Origin of the sequence: Streptomyces hawaiiensis, from assembly GCF_004803895.1 — a bacterium.
Classification (GTDB): domain Bacteria; phylum Actinomycetota; class Actinomycetes; order Streptomycetales; family Streptomycetaceae; genus Streptomyces; species Streptomyces hawaiiensis.
In genome coordinates, this window is record NZ_CP021978.1 from 6371482 (window position 1) to 6387782 (window position 16301).

Genomic DNA, 16301 nt, shown 5'->3' on the forward strand with positions numbered 1-16301 from the left:
CGGTCACAGCCCCCATGCCGATGCGGGCAGGAGGCACCCGGCATGGCACCCTTAGTCCTGCGCACGAGGCAATCCGGACAACCGACCGGACACGGGTTCGACGAGCTTTCGACAAGGAGCAGGCACAGTGCAGCGCTGGCGTGGCTTGGAGGACATCCCCCAGGACTGGGGGCGCAGCGTCGTCACCATCGGCTCCTACGACGGAGTGCACCGCGGGCACCAGCTGATCATCCGGCATGCCGTGGACCGCGCCCGGGAGCTGGGCGTGCCCGCCGTCGTCGTCACCTTCGACCCGCACCCCAGCGAGGTCGTCCGCCCCGGCAGCCACCCGCCGTTGCTCGCCCCGCACCACCGCCGCGCCGAACTCATGGCCGGCCTGGGCGTGGACGCGGTACTCATCCTCCCCTTCACGACCGAGTTCTCGAAGCTGTCCCCGGCCGACTTCGTCGTCAAGGTCCTGGTCGACAAGCTCCACGCCAAGGCGGTCGTCGAGGGCCCGAACTTCCGCTTCGGTCACAAGGCCGCCGGGAACGTGGAGTTCCTGTCCACGCAGGGCAAGACCTACGACTTCGAGGTCGAGGTCGTCGACCTGTACGTGACCGGCGAGGCGGGCGGCGGCGAGCCGTTCTCCTCCACCCTGACGCGGCGGCTGGTCGCCGAGGGCGACGTCACGGGCGCGGCCGAGATCCTGGGGCGTCCGCACCGGGTCGAGGGCGTCGTCGTCCGAGGCGCCCAGCGCGGGCGCGAAATGGGCTTCCCGACCGCCAACGTCGAGACGCTGCCACACACGGCCATCCCGGCCGACGGTGTGTACGCCGGCTGGTTGCACGCCCAGGGCGAAGCGATGCCGGCCGCGATCTCCGTGGGGACGAATCCGCAGTTCGAGGGGACCGAGCGCACGGTGGAGGCGTACGCCATCGACCGGGTGGGGCTCGACCTGTACGGCCTCCATGTCGCCGTCGACTTCCTGTCGTTCGTGCGGGGGCAGGCCAGGTTCGACACGCTGGACGCGCTGCTGGAGCAGATCGCCGAGGACGTCAAGCGCTGCCGGGAGCTGGTGGCGGCGGCCGAGCGGTCCGCCTGACCTCCCCGGCGCCTCCGCGTTATCGCTACGCGCTCGCGGCCTCGTCCGAGTGGAGGGCGTCGAGGATGAGGGTGAGACCGAAGGTGAACTCGTCGGCATAGTCGTAGCCGGGCTTGAGGACGTGCTCGGTGGCCAGTTCGGTGAGGTGGGGGTAGGTGTCGGCGGGCATGTCGCGCACGATGGCACCCGCCACCTCGTCCAGCTCAGCGGCGCCTCTGAACGGCAGGCTCAGCTCCTGGAGCACGAACCCGCACAGGTAGCTGTCGATCAGCGAGACGGCGTGCGCGGCCATGGGGACGGAGAATCCTCCCGCGCGCAGCGTTCCGATGACGGCGTCGTGATGACGCAGGGTCGCCGGGCCGGGCTGGGAGCGGGAGTCCATGAGGCCGACGGCCCAGGGGTGGCGCCGCAGGACGGCACGGGCGGAGTCCGCGCGGTGGCGCAGGGCACTCTTCCAGTCCGTGTCGCGCGGCGGTAGGTCGATTTCGCCGAACACCGCGTCCACCATGCCGTCGAGGATGTCTTCCCGGCCCGCGACGTGGTGGTAGAGCGACATCGCCTCGACGTCGGAGACACGAACGACCCGGAGGTGATCCGGCGGGCGGTCGCCGGTTGCGACGGGGTACTGACGGTGCTGGTGCCGTGGGGTGTACGGCAGTACGCGTCGGGCACGGCGCAGGCTGTGCTCGACCACGCACGGCCGGGCGCGCGCCTGGTCTTCTCCTGCGGCTGGCACATCACCCGCGACGGCAAGGACACGTACTCACGGCTGTTCATCCTGGGCGTCCGGATCGCCACCGTGCTGGCCAAGCTGGTCCGCGCCGTCGAACTCGACGACCAGGTCGAGGCGTGCCGGCGGGTGTTCGCCAGCGACACCCGGTGGACCGTGGTGCGCGGCAGCTCCCTGGAGGAGGGCGAGAGCCAGGGCCTGCCCGTGTGGAGCCGGCGTGTGGGCGACCCGGTACTGGCAAGCAACCTGACGCGGCGGGTGGACTTCGCCCTGTTCATGGTGGAAGCGCTCACCGACGACACGCTCGTCCAGGAGGCCCCGGCGATCGTCGGCTGCCGCACCCCCAGCGCCCTCGCCCACGCCGGGGGGTCTCACACCTAGCCGGGCCGTCCCGTCCGGCTTCGCCTTCAGCGTTTCGCCCAGTGGCATGCCACCTGGGCCGTGCCGCCCCCGTCGAGGATCTCCGGATCCTGGTCGCGGCACGCGTCCGCGACGCCCGCCCGTTCCGCCTCGCCGCTTGCGAGGATCTGGCAACGGGCGTGGAAGCGGCAGCCCGACGGGACGCGGGACGGGTCCGGGGGCTCGCCCGTGAGGACCACCGGGGCGCCCGGGGCCTCGGGGAGGACGGACAGCAGCGCCTGGGTGTACGGGTGCCCGGGGGCCGTCAGGACCTGCTCCACGGCGCCCGTCTCCACGATCCGGCCCAGGTACATCACAGCGACCCGGGCGGCGATGTTCCAGGCCAGACCCAGGTCGTGCGTGACGACCAGGGCCGAGAGCCCGAGTTCGGAGCGCAGCCGCAGCAGCAGGGCGAGGATCTCGCCGCGCACCGAGGCGTCGAGGGACGCCACCGGCTCGTCGGCGACGAGGAGTTCGGGCTCCAGGACGAGCGCGCCGGCGATGACGACCCGCTGGCGCTGCCCACCTGACAGCTCGTGCGGATAGCGCAGGAAGAAGCGCTCAGGGGGACGCAGACCGGCCCGGGACAGGGCATCGGCGACCGCTGTGCGCTCGTCGCCGCCGTAGCGGTGGATGCGCAGGCCCTCGGCGACCGCGTCGTACACCGTGTGCCGGGGGTTGAGTGAGCCGCTCGGGTCCTGGAGGACCAGCTGGACGCGTTTGCGGTAGGCCTTGAGGGACCGGCCGGAGTAGTCCAGCGGGCGGCCGTCGAACGTGACCCGGCCCGCCGTCGGCTCGACCAGACCGAGCAGGCTGCGGGCCAGGGTCGTCTTGCCGCAGCCGGACTCGCCGACCAGCGCGACGATCTCGCCGGGGCGGATGTCGAGGTCGACGCCGTCCACCGCCCGGGCCCGGGGGCCGCCGTGCCGGCCGGGGAAGGTGACGTGGAGGCCCTGGGCGCTCAGCAGCGGGGCCGTGGTGACCTCGGGGGCTGTGGGGGACGTGGTCATGGCGTGCTGGGCCTCGCTTCCTCCAGGGCCTCCGGTTCCTCTGCCGGCCGCTCACCGCGGGCCTGCGGATCCCGGGCCGCCGCACGGGACTCCGCTCCCGGCAGGCCGACCAGCACACACGCCGCCCGCCGCTCCGCTCCCGCTTCGCGCAGCGCCGGGTCCTCCTCGCCACACGACTCCAGCGCCACCGGACACCGGGGATGGAACGTGCAGCCGGACGGCAGCGCGGCCGGGTCCGGCGGGTCGCCCGCGAGTCCCTGCGGAGCGAACCGGGACGCCGGGTCGCCGATGCGCGGGAACGCGGCCGACAGGGCCCTGGCGTACGGATGCCGGGCGTCCTCGTACACCTGGGCGGCCGGCCCCTCCTCGACCACCCGGCCCGCGTACATCACCGCGAGCCGGTCACAGGTGTCGGCGAGGACCGCCAGGTCGTGGCTGATCATGATCAGTCCGAGGTCCTGGTCCGAAACCAGCTGCTCGATGAGCCGGAGGATCTGGGCCTGGATCATCACGTCCAGCGCGGTGGTCGGCTCGTCGGCGATGATCAGTTGTGGGTCGCAGGCCAGGGCCATGGCGATCATGACGCGCTGGCGCTGGCCGCCGGACAGCTCGTGCGGGTAGGCGTCCGCGCGGGCGGCCGGCAGCCCGACCTGCTCCAGCAGCTCGCCGGTCTTCCTCTTCGCCCCGGCCGCGGTGGCCTTCTTGTGCAGCAGGATCGGCTCGGCGATCTGGTCGCCGATGCGGTGCACGGCGTTGAGGGAGTGCATCGCGCCCTGGAAGACGACGGAGGCCCCGGCCCAGCGGACCGCCCGGACCCGGCCCCACTTCATGGTCAGCACGTCCTCGCCGTCGAGGAGTACCTCCCCGGTGATGCGGGCGCCCGACGGCAGCAGCCGCAGCAGGGCCAGCGCCAGCGTGGACTTGCCGCAGCCGGACTCCCCGGCGAGGCCGAGCTTCTGCCCCGCCTCCAGACGCAGGTCCACCCCGCGCACGGCGGCCGCCCCGCCCGCGTAGGTCACGGTCAGGTTCCTGACGTCGAGCAGACTCAACGCGACACCCCCAGCCTGGGGTTGAGGACGGACTCCACGGCCCGCCCGCACAGTGTGAACGCCAGCGCCACCACGGCGATGGCGATGCCCGGCGGCACCAGGTACCACCAGTCCCCGGCACTGACCGCGCCCGCCTCACGCGCGTCCTGGAGCAGCCCGCCCCACGACACGACCGTCGGGTCGCCGAGGCCGAGGAAGGCGAGCGTCGCCTCGGCGAGGATGGCCGAGGAGATGATCAAGGTCGTCTGGGCCAGCACCAGCGGCATCACATTGGGCAGGACGTGCCGGGACATGATGTGCCAGTGGCCGCCGCCGAGGGCCTTCGCCCGCTCGATGTACGGCCGGGTCTCCACGGCGAGGGTCTGCGCGCGCACCAGCCGGGCCGTGGTCGGCCAGGTGGTCACGCCGATCGCGACGACGGTCGTGGTCAGCGAGCGGGACATCACGGTCGCCAGGGCGATCGCCAGCACCAGCGTCGGCATGACCAGGAACCAGTCGGTGATCCGCATCATCACCGTCGCGTACCAGCCCTTGAAATGCCCCGCCGTCACCCCGATCAGGGTGCCGATCGCCACCGACAGCACAGCGGCGAGCAGCCCGACCAGCAGCGACACCCGCGAACCCCAGATCACCAGGCCCAGCAGGTCCCGCCCGAACTGGTCGGTGCCGAGCGGGAACCCGGCGCTCGGGCTCTGCATCGGACGCCCCGGCGCGTCGGTCACGCTGCTCACGTCGGAGCCGACGACCAGCGGTGCGAACAGCGCCAGCAGCGCGCACAGCGAGAGCGCGGTCAGGCCGTACAGCCCCGCCCGTTCGGAGCGGTACTGCCGCCAGAAGCGGGCGACGGACGCCCGGCGCCGCTGCCGGGCGAGGGCGCGGGGGCTCGGGGCTGTCCCGGTCGTCGTCGTCATCGGGCCACCCGGGGGTCAAGCAGCGGATAGACCAGGTCGGCGAGGGTGTTCATCAGGATCACGGCGGCGGCGAACACGAAGAACAACCCCTGCACGAGCGGCAGGTCGGGCACGCTCAGCGCCTGGTAGAACAGCCCGCCGAGGCCGGGCCAGGAGAACACCGTCTCCACGAGGATCACACCCGCCACCGTCCGGCCGAGGTTGATGAAGATCAGGGTCACGGTCGGCAGCAGCGCGTTCGGCACGGCGTGCCGGCGGCGTACGAGATCGTCGCGTAGTCCCTTGGCCCGCGCGGTCGTCAGATAGTCGCTGCCCATCTCGTCCAGCAGCGCCGACCGTGTGACCAGCAGCGTCTGCCCGTACTCCACGGCCACCAGCGTCACCACCGGCAGCACCAGATGGTGCGCCACGTCGAGGACGTACGCGAAGCCCTCCTCGCCGCCCGACTCCATGCCACCGGTCGGGAACATCCCCGGGAGCGGGCCGATGCCCACCGACAGCACGATGATCAGCAGCAGCCCCAGCCAGAAGGACGGGATGGAGTACAGGGTCAGCGCCAGGCCGGTGTTGAACCGGTCGCCGAGCCCGCCGCGCCGCCATGCCGACCGGGTGCCGAGGAAGATGCCGAGCACGGTGTAGAGGACGAAGGCGGTCCCGGTGAGCAGCAGGGTGTTCGGCAGCGCCTCGGTGATCTTGTCGACGACGGGGGCGCGGAACTGGTACGACGTCCCGAAGTCGCCCGTGAGCGCCTTGCCGCAGTAGTCCGTGAACTGCCGCCACAGCGGCAGGTCGAGCCCGAACTCCTCGCGATAGGCGGCCAGCTGCTCCGCCGACACCTGACGGCCGCCCGTCATGGTCTTCACCGGGTCGCCGGGAATCAGCCGGAAGAGGAAGAAGCTGGTCACGAGCACGGCCAGCAGCGATACGGCAGCACCCGCCACCTTGCCCGCCAGGTACCGCGGGTACGCGGAGCCCTTGCGTACCCGCGGCCCGGCCGCGGTCTGCTGCTTGTCCTCGACCAGCGCGGGGGTCGCGTCAGCGGTCATGAGTACCCGCTCGCCGCTTCACTCGCGTTCCTCGGCGGTGGCCCGCCGCCGCATCGCCGCGAAGGCACCGAGCCCGGCCAGGACCACGACACCCGCGACGACGCCGACCACGACCCCCGTCGACGACGCGTTGTCGGAGGAGCCGTCGGAGTCCGCCGGGACTGCCGACCACCAGCTCCAGTAGCCGTCCTGGCCGTAGATGTTGCCCGCCTTCGCCGGCATCGTCGTGATCGACTTGATCTGGTCCGTCCGGAAGGCCTCGACCGCGTTCGGATACGCCATGACGTTCATGTACCCGAGGTCGTACAGCCGCGACTCCATCTGCTTGACGATGTCCGCCCGTTTGGCGGGGTCGTACTCGGTCAGCTGCCGGGCGTAGAGCTCGTCGTACTTCTTGTCGCAGATGAAGTTGTCGGTCGCGCCCGTCTCCTCCGGGGTCGCCGGCAGCGCCCCACAGGTGTGGATGGACAGCACGAAGTCCGGGTCGGGGTTGACCGACCAGCCGTCGAACGCCAGGTCGTACTTGCCGGCCAGCCACGGGTCGGTCACGTTGTCCAGGCAGTTGAGCCGGACGCCGATGCCGAGCTCGCCCCACCACTCCTGGAGGTACTTGCCGACCGCCTTGTCGTTCGGGTCGGTGGCGTGGCACAGCACGCGGTAGGTGATGGGCTTGCCGTCCTTGCCGACGCGTTTGCCGTCGCCGTTCTTCTTGTAGCCCGCCCGGTCGAGCAGCCGGGCCGCCTCGGCCGGGTCGTACGCCAGTTTCTGGTCGGCGGACGGCTTCCAGAAGTAGTCCTGGAAGCGCGGCGGGATGTAGCCCTCGCCCTCGACGGCGTGGCCCCGGAACACCTTGTCGATGATGGCCTCGCGGTCGACCGCCCGGAACAGCGCGTTGCGCACCCGCTGGTCCAGCAGGGAGGGGTGGCCGTCGCCGAACTTCTCGCCGTTCTTCGCCTTCGCGCCCGGGTTGGTGGCGAGGGCGTAGAAGCGGCGGCCGGGGGCGTCGTTGACCTGGATGTCGTCCGCGCCCTTGAGGGACTCCGCCTGAGCGGGCGTCAGGGACGGGGACCCGGCGACGAAGGACACCTCGCCCTTGCGCAGCGCCGAGACGGCCGCGTCCTGGTCCTTGTAGTAGCGGAAGACCAGCTCGTCGAACTTCGGCGACCCGCGCCAGAAGGTCTTGTTGGCCTTGAGCCGGACATAGCTGTCGGCCTTGTAGCCGCTCAGCACGAACGGCCCGTTCCCCACGACGGGGAAGCTCTTGTCGTTGTTGAACTCGGAGAAGTCCGAGACCTTCTCCCACACGTGCTTCGGCACGATCGGCACGTCCAGGGCGGCCATCGTGGCCTGCGGCTTCTTCAGCTCGATGACCAGCTTGGTGGGGCTCGGGGCCGATACCTTCTCGAAGTTCCCGACGTAGCTGCCGTTCGCCGTGGCCGCGCCGGTGTCGGTCATCATCTTGTTGAACGTCCACGCCGCGTCCTGGGCGGTGGCCTGCTGCCCGTCCGACCACGCGGAGTTGGAGCGGATCGTGTACGTCCAGGTCAGCTTGTCCGGCGACGGCTCCCACTTGGTGGCCAGGCCCGGGATGGCGTGGTTGTCCTTGGGGTCGTAGTTGGTCAGGTACTCGTACATGAGCCGGTGAATGCTCGTGCTGAGCAGCCGGACCGCCAGGAACGGGCTGAGCGAGTCCACGCTCTGCGCCACGGCGACGGTCAGCACCTTCTTGCCGTCGTCGGCCGCCCGGGCCTGCCGGGGCGCCGGGTCGAGCGGGGTCGCGAGAGTGGCGGTGAGGGTGAGCGCGGCCGCCCCGGCCAGGGCGACGAGCCGGAGGCCGTGCGGGAGGCTGCGTTTCTGATCGTTCGTGCCCATGGGCGGACCTCGCGTCATCGCTCGGACGGGAAGGACGGGTTGATCAGCTGTCAGATGCGTGATGTGTGTGTACCAGCGGCCGTCTCCACCCGTCAACGGCGTGTTCACCCCTTGTGGCCTGCGGAAATAACGAATTGGCGAGCTTTTCACCCCCATTGGTCGAGACCACTGACGCGCTCCTGGCCAGGGCCTGGCAACGGATTTCGCCCCTGAACGCGCCGAGGCCCGCGCCGAGTCGGATCGGCGCGGGCCCATCGGGGATCGGCCCCTCGAAAGGGGCCGATCGGGTGAGGTGATTACTGCGTCGGAGGCGGGGGCGGCGGGGTCTGCCCGTCGGACTGCCCCGGCTGACCGGGCTGGGGGTAGCCGTAGCCCGGCTGCGGGGGAGCGGCCGGGGGCCCGCCCGGCTGGGGGTACGGCTGCCCGGACTGCTGCCCCGGCTGCGGGTAGGGCGGCTGGACCGCGGCCTGCGGGTACGGCTGACCGGGTTGGGCCGGGGGCTGCTGACCCTGCTGCGGATACGGCTGCCCGGGCTGGGCGTACGGCTGGCCGGGCTGCGGCTGCGGCTGCGGCGGCTGCTGCTGCGGGTACGGGCCCGGCTGGCCGGGGACCTGCTGACCGGGAGCCGGCTGCTGCTGCCCGGGGTACGGGGGCTGGGCGTAGGGCTGCCCGGGCATGGGCTGACCGGGCCCGGGCTGGCCCGGCAGCGGCGGGGCCGCGACCGGCGGCGGGTTGCCGTCGGACGTCCACAGGCCGTGCGACTGCTGGTGGCGGACGAGGTCCTCGGCGACCATCGCCGCGAGGTTGAAGTACGCCTCCCGCACCTTCGGCCGCATCATGTCGAGGTCGACCTCGGCACCGGCGGCGAGATGCTCGTCGAAGGGCACGACGACGACGCCCCGGCAGCGCGACTCGAAGTGCGTCACGATGTCCTCGACCTTGATCATCTTGCCGGTCTCGCGGACCCCGGAGATGACGGTGAGGGACCGCGAGACGAGATCGGCGTACCCGTGCGCGGACAGCCAGTCCAGCGTCGTGCTCGCGCTGCTCGCACCGTCCACGGACGGCGTCGAGATGATGATGAGCTGGTCGGCGAGGTCCAGCACACCGCGCATGGCGCTGTAGAGCAGACCGGTACCGGAGTCGGTGAGGATCACCGGGTACTGCTTGCCCAGCACGTCGATCGCGCGCCGGTAGTCCTCGTCGTTGAACGTCGTGGACACGGCCGGGTCGACGTCGTTGGCGATGATCTCCAGGCCGGAGGGCGCCTGGGACGTGAACCGCCGGATGTCCATGTACGAGTTGAGGTACGGGATCGCCTGGACGAGGTCACGGATGGTGGCCCCGGTCTCCCGCCGCACACGGCGCCCGAGGGTGCCCGCGTCCGGGTTGGCGTCGATCGCGAGGATCTTGTCCTGCCGCTCGGTGGCGAGCGTGGCGCCGAGCGCGGTGGTCGTCGTCGTCTTGCCGACACCGCCCTTGAGGCTGATCACCGCGATGCGGTAGCAGGACAGCACGGGCGTGCGGATCAGGTCCAGCTTCCGCTGCCGCTCGGCCTCCTCCTTCTTGCCACCGAGCTTGAACCGGCCGCCACCGGCCGCCGGACGGCTGCTCTTCGTCTTCTGCTTCTTGCTGTTGAGCAGCCGGTCGGACGACAGCTCCACGGCAGCGGTGTATCCGAGCGGCGCGGCCCCGGGGTTGGTCGGCTGCCGCTGGTCGTGCTGCATGGGCTGCGGCCAGGCGGCACCGGTACGGGGGTCCACGGGCTGCTGGGGCTGGCCGGGCTGACCCGGGTGACCCGACTGGTCGGGCTGCCCGGCGTGCGGCGGCTGGGCCCCGGGCTGCGGCTGGGCCTGCGGGGGGATGCCCGGGTGGGGCTGGGCCTGCTGGGCGGGCGGCTGGGGGAAGCCGTAGCCGCCCTGGGCGTGGGGAACGCCGGGGTGCGGGAAGCCGTAGCCGTCCTGCGGGGTCGGTGCGGGAGTGGGCGGAGGGCCGGGGTGCTGGGCCGGGGGCTGCTGGGCTGCCGGGGCGGGGGCGCCCTGCTGGGGGAAGCCGTAGCCGCCTTGGGCGTGGGGCGCGTGCGGGCCGACCGGCTGCTGGGCCGGGGGCTGTGCGACCGGGGCCGGGGCTCCGGGGTGCGGGAAGCCGTAGCCGTCCTGCGAGGTCGGCACGGGGGTGGGCGGGGTGCCGGGCTGCTGGGCTGCCGGGGCGGGGGCGCCCTGTTGCGGGAAGCCGTAGCCGCCCTGGGCGTTCGGCGCGGCTGGGGGCTGAGTTCCCTGGTGCGGGAAACCGTAGCCGCCGGGCTGCGGTACGGGCTGGGCGGGCGGCTGGTTCGGCGGCGTCGGAGCGGGCTGCTGGTTCCAGGCGGCAGGCGCGGGCTGAGGAGCCTGAGGCTGGAACGGTGGCTGCTGGGCCGGTACCGAGGGCTGCGGCGGCACCGGCTGTCCCTGCGCGGGCACGTGCGAGGCGGCGGGCTGAGCCTCCGGCTGGGGCTGCTGCTGAGGCTGCACGGGCCACTGGTTCGCGGGCGCCGGGGCGGCCGGCTGGTACGACGGCGGCAGGGGCGGCACGCCCTGCGGGGCCGACGGAGTCGAGTCGGACGGCGTGCTCTGCGGGGCCCCTGGGGCCGGGGCGGCCGGTACGGCATTCTCAGGCTCGGGCTGGACGTCGGCCGGCTCGTCGGCCTCCGAGGGGGCGTCCTGGAGCACGGCGTTCTCCGCCTCGGCGTCCTTGGATTCGGCTTCCTCCGAACGCGCGTCGTCGTGCGCGCTGTCCTGGACGTCGGCGTCCTCGGACTCGCTGTCGTCGGCTGACACGGCATGCGGCTCGAAAACCAGGGGCGACACGTCTTCCCCCTCCGGCCGCGTGCCCTCCGGCTCGGCCTTCCCGGCCGACGGCACGTCTGCGAAGGCGTCCGCGTCCAGCGCGTACTCCGAGAGCGCGTCGGCGTCGTCGACCTCCGCATCAGGACCGTGGTCCTCCGCGTCATCCGTACGGACACCGCTGCCGGCCTCGTCGGCGGCCGCCGCCTCGACGTCACCCTCGCCTTCGGCCCCCGGCACCCTGGGGGCGTCGGGAGCATCGGGAGCTTCGGAGGTACCGGCGGTGTCGGGGGCACCGGGTACGTCGGGCGTGGAAGCCGCCTCCGCAGTGGCATGCTCCTCGATCTCCCGCTTCAGCGCGGCGGCGGAGAAACGCATGGTGGCGCCACTCTCCAGATCACCGTTCGCCGGCTCCGCTTCCTCTCCGGGGGGAGCAACGGCAGGGGAAGCAACCGGGGGAGCGGGAGGAGCGGCCGGAACCTCCGGCGTGGTGGGAGCCGCCTCCGGCGGGGCCGGCGGCGTCCACTGGGCCTGATACCCACCCGCGGGCATGTTCGGCACGGCTGAAGGAGAGGCCGCGTCCCCCGCGGGCGCCTCGGGCTGCCCCTGAGGCGGAGCCCCGGGCTGCGACCCCTGCGGCTCGAACCCGCCTCCCATCGGAAGCCTGGGCACGGCCGAAGGATTCCCCGACGAAGGCGCGGGCGGCGCCGGCGGCGTGAAGGGCGTACCCGGCGCGGGCGCGGGAGGTGTGAAAGGAGCGCCCGGAGCGGGCGGCGGCGCTGGGGGAGTGAAGGGCGCCTCGGGCGCCGGAGCCTGCCCAGGGAAGGACGACGGAAAGGACGACGGGAGGGACGAAGGCCCACCGGTGGGGTTGGCGTGCGGCGGCGGAGTGAGACCGGGCAGCGGCGGCACCGGCCCCTTCGGCATCCCGGAATCCTCAGGCACCCCCGCAGCCCCCGAACCGTCGGGCGCACCGGAAGCCCCCGGCCCTCCGGAGCCCCCGGGCGTCGCCGAAGCGCCGGACTCCTCCGACGCCCCCGGCCTCGCCCCTTGCCCGGAGCTCGCGCTGCCCGAGGCGTTCTGCGTGTACCAGGCGGGCGGCGCGTAGTCGATGGTGAACTCGCCCGTCATCTCTGCTGCGGACTCCGCGTCGGGCTGGTCATCGCCGGGTGTCGCCCAGCCCCCGCGGTTCCCGTCCCGATCGCTGCTCACAGTGTTCCTCCTGGTGTGGTCGAGCACCCTCATGCCGTGCTGGGGCGACCCTTGCTTGTCGTCCGACGTCGTGCGACGTCGTTTGAGGCGTTTCGAGGGGTCGTCCGAGGTCGTCCGCTGCACAGGCTCCCCCGCTTGCCCCTGGGACGCCGACGCCCACTCCACGGGGTCCGACGTCGAGCCCTGTCCCAGCCTAATCACCACACGCCCCGCCCCGGCAGGCCCGTCTGCCCCTCCACAGCAACGCTGGACCTCGAAAACCAGGCAAATGCGACGTAATTGCTGGAGCAACAGTTGACAAACCGGGTGCCGCGAACGGTTTCGCTACGCGGTCCGTCAGTCCATCCGACGTGGCGTACCCAACAACCCTGTCTCCGCGTCCGTGGGCTGTGTCATCACGTATTGCCGATCGCGGTCGCTGCACCACAGGGTGAGGCCGTCGGAGAGTCCCGGCAGGGAGTCCATCTCGGCCCGGGTGAGGGCCATCGTGCGGCCCAGTTCCGTGGCCTCGTCCGGCGACACCCGCTGGATCCCGACCAGCCGCGCCTGCCGCACGAGCCGCGGAGCGACCGGGCTGACGTACGGCAACAGGGTCAACACCGACTGCCAGGGCCCGGAGACCACGCGACCGCGAGGTGGCCGCATCCCGCAGTCCCGCACCACCAGCACCGGCGTACCGGCTGAGGCACCCAGCGGCGGCACCCGCCCGACGTCGTACACGGCCATCCCGTTCTGACCGCCCCCCATGGCGTGCACCATCCGCATCCAGACCTGCGGCCGCCCGGTCTCCACGGCGACCCGCGTCCCCGTCGCCGCCGCCCTGAGTGCGATGACCTGCACGGTCCACAGCCCGCCGATGAGGACGACGTCGTACGGCAACGGCCGATTGAGCCCGAGTACCGCGGGCCGGCTCTCCGCGTCCACACCGATGACGACACCGTCGTCGGCGACGGGGAGGGCGAGGGTGTCCAGTTGGTCGACGCTCACGGAGTGCCGCGGGTGTCTCGGGCCGATCAGCCCGAAGCCGCGGCGCAGTAGTTCACGCGCCCGCTCGGGAGTAGAGGTCTGCGGCTCGCCCCGTCCGGTGGCCGCCGCCTGTCCTGCGCGCGGGGTCGTGGCCGTCACCGGGCACCTCCGAGGGGCAGAGTGGCGAGCATGCCGGGCACCTGTTCGCGGTCGAGGCGGGCGAGCCCCATGCCCGTGTGCCGGGCCGCGGTCTGCACCGCGCGCCGGGCGGCGACGAGTTCGTCGTCGCTGCGCCCGGTCACCCGCAGGTGCCCGCAGACGGACACCTCCTTCCGCTCTGCCCGCCTGAGCGTGAGACTGAAGGTGGTGGCGAGGGTGGGGACGGCCGTGACCAGAGCGACGAGCTGCGGCAGCGACGGCGCCCTCTCGCCACCCAGCACGGGCCACCGGCGGATCCAGTACGTGGTGTGTCTGCGGTTGTCGCAGCGCCAGTTGCGGCCGGACTCCTCGGTCCGCCGCTCCCGCGCGTCCGTCCGCCCGGCCTCCGCCGTCACCAGCGGGTTGGCGCAGGCCGAAGTGGCGATGGCGGAGATCAGCTGCTCCTCGTCGAGGAGGGTCGCCCGGAATCCGGCTCCGGTGAGTCGGCTCGCGAGATGATCGGCGGCACGCACGACGCACTTCTGTGCTCCGACCAGGCCGCCCCCGCGCGCGGCCACTGCCTCCGGGCACAGTTCCGGGTCGAGCTTCAACGCGATCCACGTGATGCGTACGGCCGGCGCACCCGTCTGCTCCTGCAGGGGCGCGTAGTTGGCGACGGCCACGGACTGCTGGGGCAGATGGATCGCGGGCGCGGGCTGGGTGTGGAGCACGACCTGCGCCGACTCCAGCCGGATGCCGTCCACCTCCAGGGCGTCGTACACCAGAGAGAGCGGCAACGGCTGTTGGTTCCGCTCGGCCCGCAGCGCGGTGGCGTCGGCCTCGACATGCAGGACCGCGGTGACGAACGTACCGTCCCCGACGATTCCGACAGGTCGGCGGTCACGGCCGGTGTACGTGTACGTCCGCAGACTCGGGTCGCACTCCACGGCCGGCGCCAGCCCCGGCTCCGTGCCCTCCGGTATCGGCCTGCTCGCGGCCCGCCGCTGCCGTGCACGCAACGCCTGAGCCGTGGCCAGCCATTCAGGCAGGGAACGCCCGCGGCGACGGAGGAAGGAGAGCAGCACCAGACAGCCGGCGAGGACAGCCGCAGGCACCGCTGCAACGGGATCGATCACCCATCCGACGAGCAGGATGGCGGCCGCGACCTCGAACAGGACAAGGCGTTGCATCCGGAATGCCCCGACCTGACCTGAACGCACCTTGGAGTGGAGTGCGCCCGGCGAGGCCGACCGCTGCGCCGGTCCCTGCCGGGGCGCCGAAGCGCCCCGTGTCCGCGATCGGTCACGGGACCGGGCGCGCGTTCCGGAAGCCATCACTCCATCCCCCCGTTTTGCTGACAACTCGCTGGTGTCTCAGCACCGCACAAGGCCCGTGAAGGCCCGGGTACCCTACCCGCTCCGCAAGTCCCCGCGGATACCAGGCATAGTAGGGGGCCGCTCTGACACCGGGGTGGGCGACCATGTCACACCCGGCGAGCGCGGCACATGTGAACACGGGGAGAGACAAGCAGAGATGGCATCTCGGCGCGATCAGCTCAACGCCTACACCTTCGCGAAGCGCCGCATGCTCGCGGCCTTCCTGCAGTCGTCGCCCGACGGTTCGGAGGAGGGGGCGCCTCGTCCGCTGCGCGCGGTCATCCCCGGCGTCATCGTGGGTGTGGTCGTCATGGCCGTGTTCGGGGCCTGGGGCATGTTCAAGCCCACCGCACCCAAGGGCTGGGACGAGCCCAACGCCAAGGTGATCGTCGCCAGCGACTCGACCACGCGCTACGTCATCCTGAAGACCGGCAAACAGGTCCAGCTGCACCCGGTCCTCAACATGGCGTCCGCGAAGCTGCTCCTCAACGAGGGCCAGGGCGAGGTGGTGACCGTCGCCGAGTCCGTCCTCGACAACGGCAAGATCCCGCACGGACCCACCATCGGCATCCCGTACGCGCCCGACCGTCTTCCCTCGGCGTCCGAGGCGGGCGGCGAGAAGCGCTGGGCGGTCTGCGAACGCCCCGGCGCGGGCGGCGAGTCCATCCAGAAGGCGGCCCTGGTCCTCGCCTCCCGCGACCTGAAAGCGACCGAGGGCAAAGGCGAAAAGCTGACGGGCGGACAACTGCTCTACGTCGCCTCCCCGGACGGAAACCACTACGTGGTGGACGCGAGCGGACGCTCGTACCCCATCGACAAGAGCAACGAACTGCTGCTGCGCGCCGTCGTCGGCTCCGGACGTAAGCCGCAGAAGGTCTCCGACGAGTGGCTGGAGACCCTGCACACCGGCGACCCGATCTCCTTCCCGAAGATCCCCGACCAGGTCGGTATCGCGGCCGACGCCCCAGGCCAACTGGACGAGAAGACCAACAAGGTCGGCATGGTCCTCAAGGCGTCCGACCTCAACAGCGACCAGTACTACGTGGTGCTGCCCGGCCGGGTCGCCCCCGTCTCGGCCTTCGTCGCCCAACTCCTGCTGTTCAGCGAGGACCTGGCCTCCCTCGGCCAGGCCGGTAAAGCCGAGGACATGAGCCCGGGTGCCATCGTCCCCGGCAAGCCGTTCGGCACCGAGCACCGCTGGCCGACCGAGGACCCCCAGCCCGTCAACGAAGCCTCCGGCACGGCAGGAAGCCGCGGAACCGTCTGCAACGTCCTGCGCGGCGTCAACGCCGGCTCGGGCGCCACGACCCTGAGCACCTGGGCCGGCACGGACTTTCCGGCCAAGCTCCCCACCGGCTCCTCCAGCGCCTACGTCACGCCCGGCTCCGGCCAGCTCTACCGCCAGTTCCAGGGCAGGCAGACCAAGGCCGGCCCCGTCTTCCTCGTCACCGACACGGGCCTGCGCTACGTCCTGCAGTCCAACGCCGACAGTGGCGCGGACGACGCCGGCATCGGTACGACGGCCAAGGACCGCCAGCAGGCCCAGCAGGAGGCCCAGCAGGCCCAGACCCGGCTCGGCTACAAGGACGTGGACCCCGCGCCGATCCCCGCCGCCTGGTCGGAGTTCCTGCCCACCGGCCCACGCCTGTCGACGACGGCGGCACGCCAGCCGCAGGGTTCCTGAGG

The 16301-nt window shown here is 72.0% G+C and carries 13 protein-coding genes and 1 pseudogene; 4 read left to right on the top strand and 10 right to left on the bottom strand.

The window, feature by feature from the left end:
- Window positions 1–127 precede the first annotated feature (127 nt).
- Complete coding sequence (locus CEB94_RS29490; RefSeq protein WP_175435060.1) at window positions 128–1084, top strand: bifunctional riboflavin kinase/FAD synthetase; 957 nt, start codon at window positions 128–130, stop codon at window positions 1082–1084.
- Between the two features lie 25 nt (window positions 1085–1109).
- Here CEB94_RS29490 and CEB94_RS29495 read toward each other — a convergent pair whose 3' ends face one another.
- Complete coding sequence (locus CEB94_RS29495) at window positions 1110–1742, bottom strand: TetR/AcrR family transcriptional regulator C-terminal domain-containing protein (RefSeq protein ID WP_425472555.1); 633 nt, start codon at window positions 1740–1742, stop codon at window positions 1110–1112.
- Between CEB94_RS29495 and CEB94_RS29500 the strand changes: the two genes are divergently transcribed.
- Window positions 1623–2195, top strand: a complete 573-nt coding sequence (locus CEB94_RS29500) for an NAD(P)H-binding protein (RefSeq protein ID WP_246111946.1) — start codon at window positions 1623–1625, stop codon at window positions 2193–2195. The genes CEB94_RS29495 and CEB94_RS29500 overlap by 120 nt on opposite strands.
- 26 nt (window positions 2196–2221) lie before the next feature.
- Here CEB94_RS29500 and CEB94_RS29505 read toward each other — a convergent pair whose 3' ends face one another.
- From CEB94_RS29505 to CEB94_RS29530, 6 genes are all read right to left on the bottom strand, one after another.
- On the bottom strand, window positions 2222–3223 hold the full coding sequence (locus CEB94_RS29505; protein WP_175435062.1) for an oligopeptide/dipeptide ABC transporter ATP-binding protein: 1002 nt from the start codon (window positions 3221–3223) through the stop codon (window positions 2222–2224).
- Window positions 3220–4272, bottom strand: a complete 1053-nt coding sequence (locus CEB94_RS29510; protein WP_175435063.1) for an ABC transporter ATP-binding protein — start codon at window positions 4270–4272, stop codon at window positions 3220–3222. Before CEB94_RS29510 ends, CEB94_RS29505 begins: the two co-directional genes overlap by 4 nt.
- Window positions 4269–5183, bottom strand: a complete 915-nt coding sequence (locus CEB94_RS29515; protein ID WP_175435064.1) for an ABC transporter permease — start codon at window positions 5181–5183, stop codon at window positions 4269–4271. The genes CEB94_RS29510 and CEB94_RS29515 overlap by 4 nt, the downstream gene beginning before the upstream one ends.
- Window positions 5180–6229 carry an ABC transporter permease gene (locus CEB94_RS29520; protein ID WP_175435065.1) on the bottom strand — a complete coding sequence of 350 codons (1050 nt, stop codon included), beginning with the start codon at window positions 6227–6229 and terminating at the stop codon, window positions 5180–5182. The genes CEB94_RS29515 and CEB94_RS29520 overlap by 4 nt, the downstream gene beginning before the upstream one ends.
- Window positions 6230–6247: 18 nt before the next feature.
- Entirely contained in the window at window positions 6248–8101 is a 1854-nt protein-coding gene (locus CEB94_RS29525; RefSeq protein ID WP_175435066.1) for an ABC transporter substrate-binding protein, read from the bottom strand.
- Window positions 8102–8397: 296 nt separating this feature from the next.
- Entirely contained in the window at window positions 8398–11301 is a 2904-nt protein-coding gene (locus CEB94_RS29530; RefSeq protein WP_425472556.1) for a MinD/ParA family ATP-binding protein, read from the bottom strand.
- A 511-nt stretch (window positions 11302–11812) separates the two neighbouring features.
- Here CEB94_RS29530 and CEB94_RS42260 point away from each other — a divergent pair.
- Complete coding sequence (locus CEB94_RS42260) at window positions 11813–12031, top strand: hypothetical protein (protein ID WP_425472572.1); 219 nt, start codon at window positions 11813–11815, stop codon at window positions 12029–12031.
- A gap of 23 nt (window positions 12032–12054) precedes the next feature.
- Here the strand turns inward: CEB94_RS42260 and CEB94_RS42265 are convergent.
- The 3 genes and pseudogenes from CEB94_RS42265 to eccE all read right to left on the bottom strand — a co-directional run.
- Window positions 12055–12168: pseudogene (locus tag CEB94_RS42265) on the bottom strand (hypothetical protein); the annotation flags it as partial.
- 303 nt (window positions 12169–12471) lie between these two features.
- Entirely contained in the window at window positions 12472–13260 is a 789-nt protein-coding gene (locus tag CEB94_RS29535; protein ID WP_175435068.1) for a hypothetical protein, read from the bottom strand.
- On the bottom strand, window positions 13257–14573 hold the full coding sequence (eccE, locus tag CEB94_RS29540) for a type VII secretion protein EccE (RefSeq protein WP_175435069.1): 1317 nt from the start codon (window positions 14571–14573) through the stop codon (window positions 13257–13259). Before eccE ends, CEB94_RS29535 begins: the two co-directional genes overlap by 4 nt.
- Before the next feature lie 199 nt (window positions 14574–14772).
- On the opposite strand from eccE, the gene eccB reads away from it, so the two are divergent.
- On the top strand, window positions 14773–16299 hold the full coding sequence (gene eccB, locus CEB94_RS29545) for a type VII secretion protein EccB (protein ID WP_175435070.1): 1527 nt from the start codon (window positions 14773–14775) through the stop codon (window positions 16297–16299).
- Window positions 16300–16301 lie beyond the last annotated feature (2 nt).

Excerpts from the sequence above, each read along its gene's own strand:
- CEB94_RS29505 (WP_175435062.1), bottom strand. The coding sequence starts at position 3,223 with ATGACCACGTCCCCCACAGCCCCCGAGGTCACCACGGCCCCGCTGCTG.
- CEB94_RS29515 (WP_175435064.1), bottom strand. The coding sequence starts at position 5,183 with ATGACGACGACGACCGGGACAGCCCCGAGCCCCCGCGCCCTCGCCCGG.
- CEB94_RS29520 (WP_175435065.1), bottom strand. The coding sequence starts at position 6,229 with ATGACCGCTGACGCGACCCCCGCGCTGGTCGAGGACAAGCAGCAGACC.
- CEB94_RS29525 (WP_175435066.1), bottom strand. The coding sequence starts at position 8,101 with ATGGGCACGAACGATCAGAAACGCAGCCTCCCGCACGGCCTCCGGCTC.
- CEB94_RS29530 (WP_425472556.1), bottom strand. The coding sequence starts at position 11,301 with ATGCGTTTCTCCGCCGCCGCGCTGAAGCGGGAGATCGAGGAGCATGCC.
- eccE (WP_175435069.1), bottom strand. The coding sequence starts at position 14,573 with ATGGCTTCCGGAACGCGCGCCCGGTCCCGTGACCGATCGCGGACACGG.
- eccB (WP_175435070.1), top strand. The coding sequence starts at position 14,773 with ATGGCATCTCGGCGCGATCAGCTCAACGCCTACACCTTCGCGAAGCGC.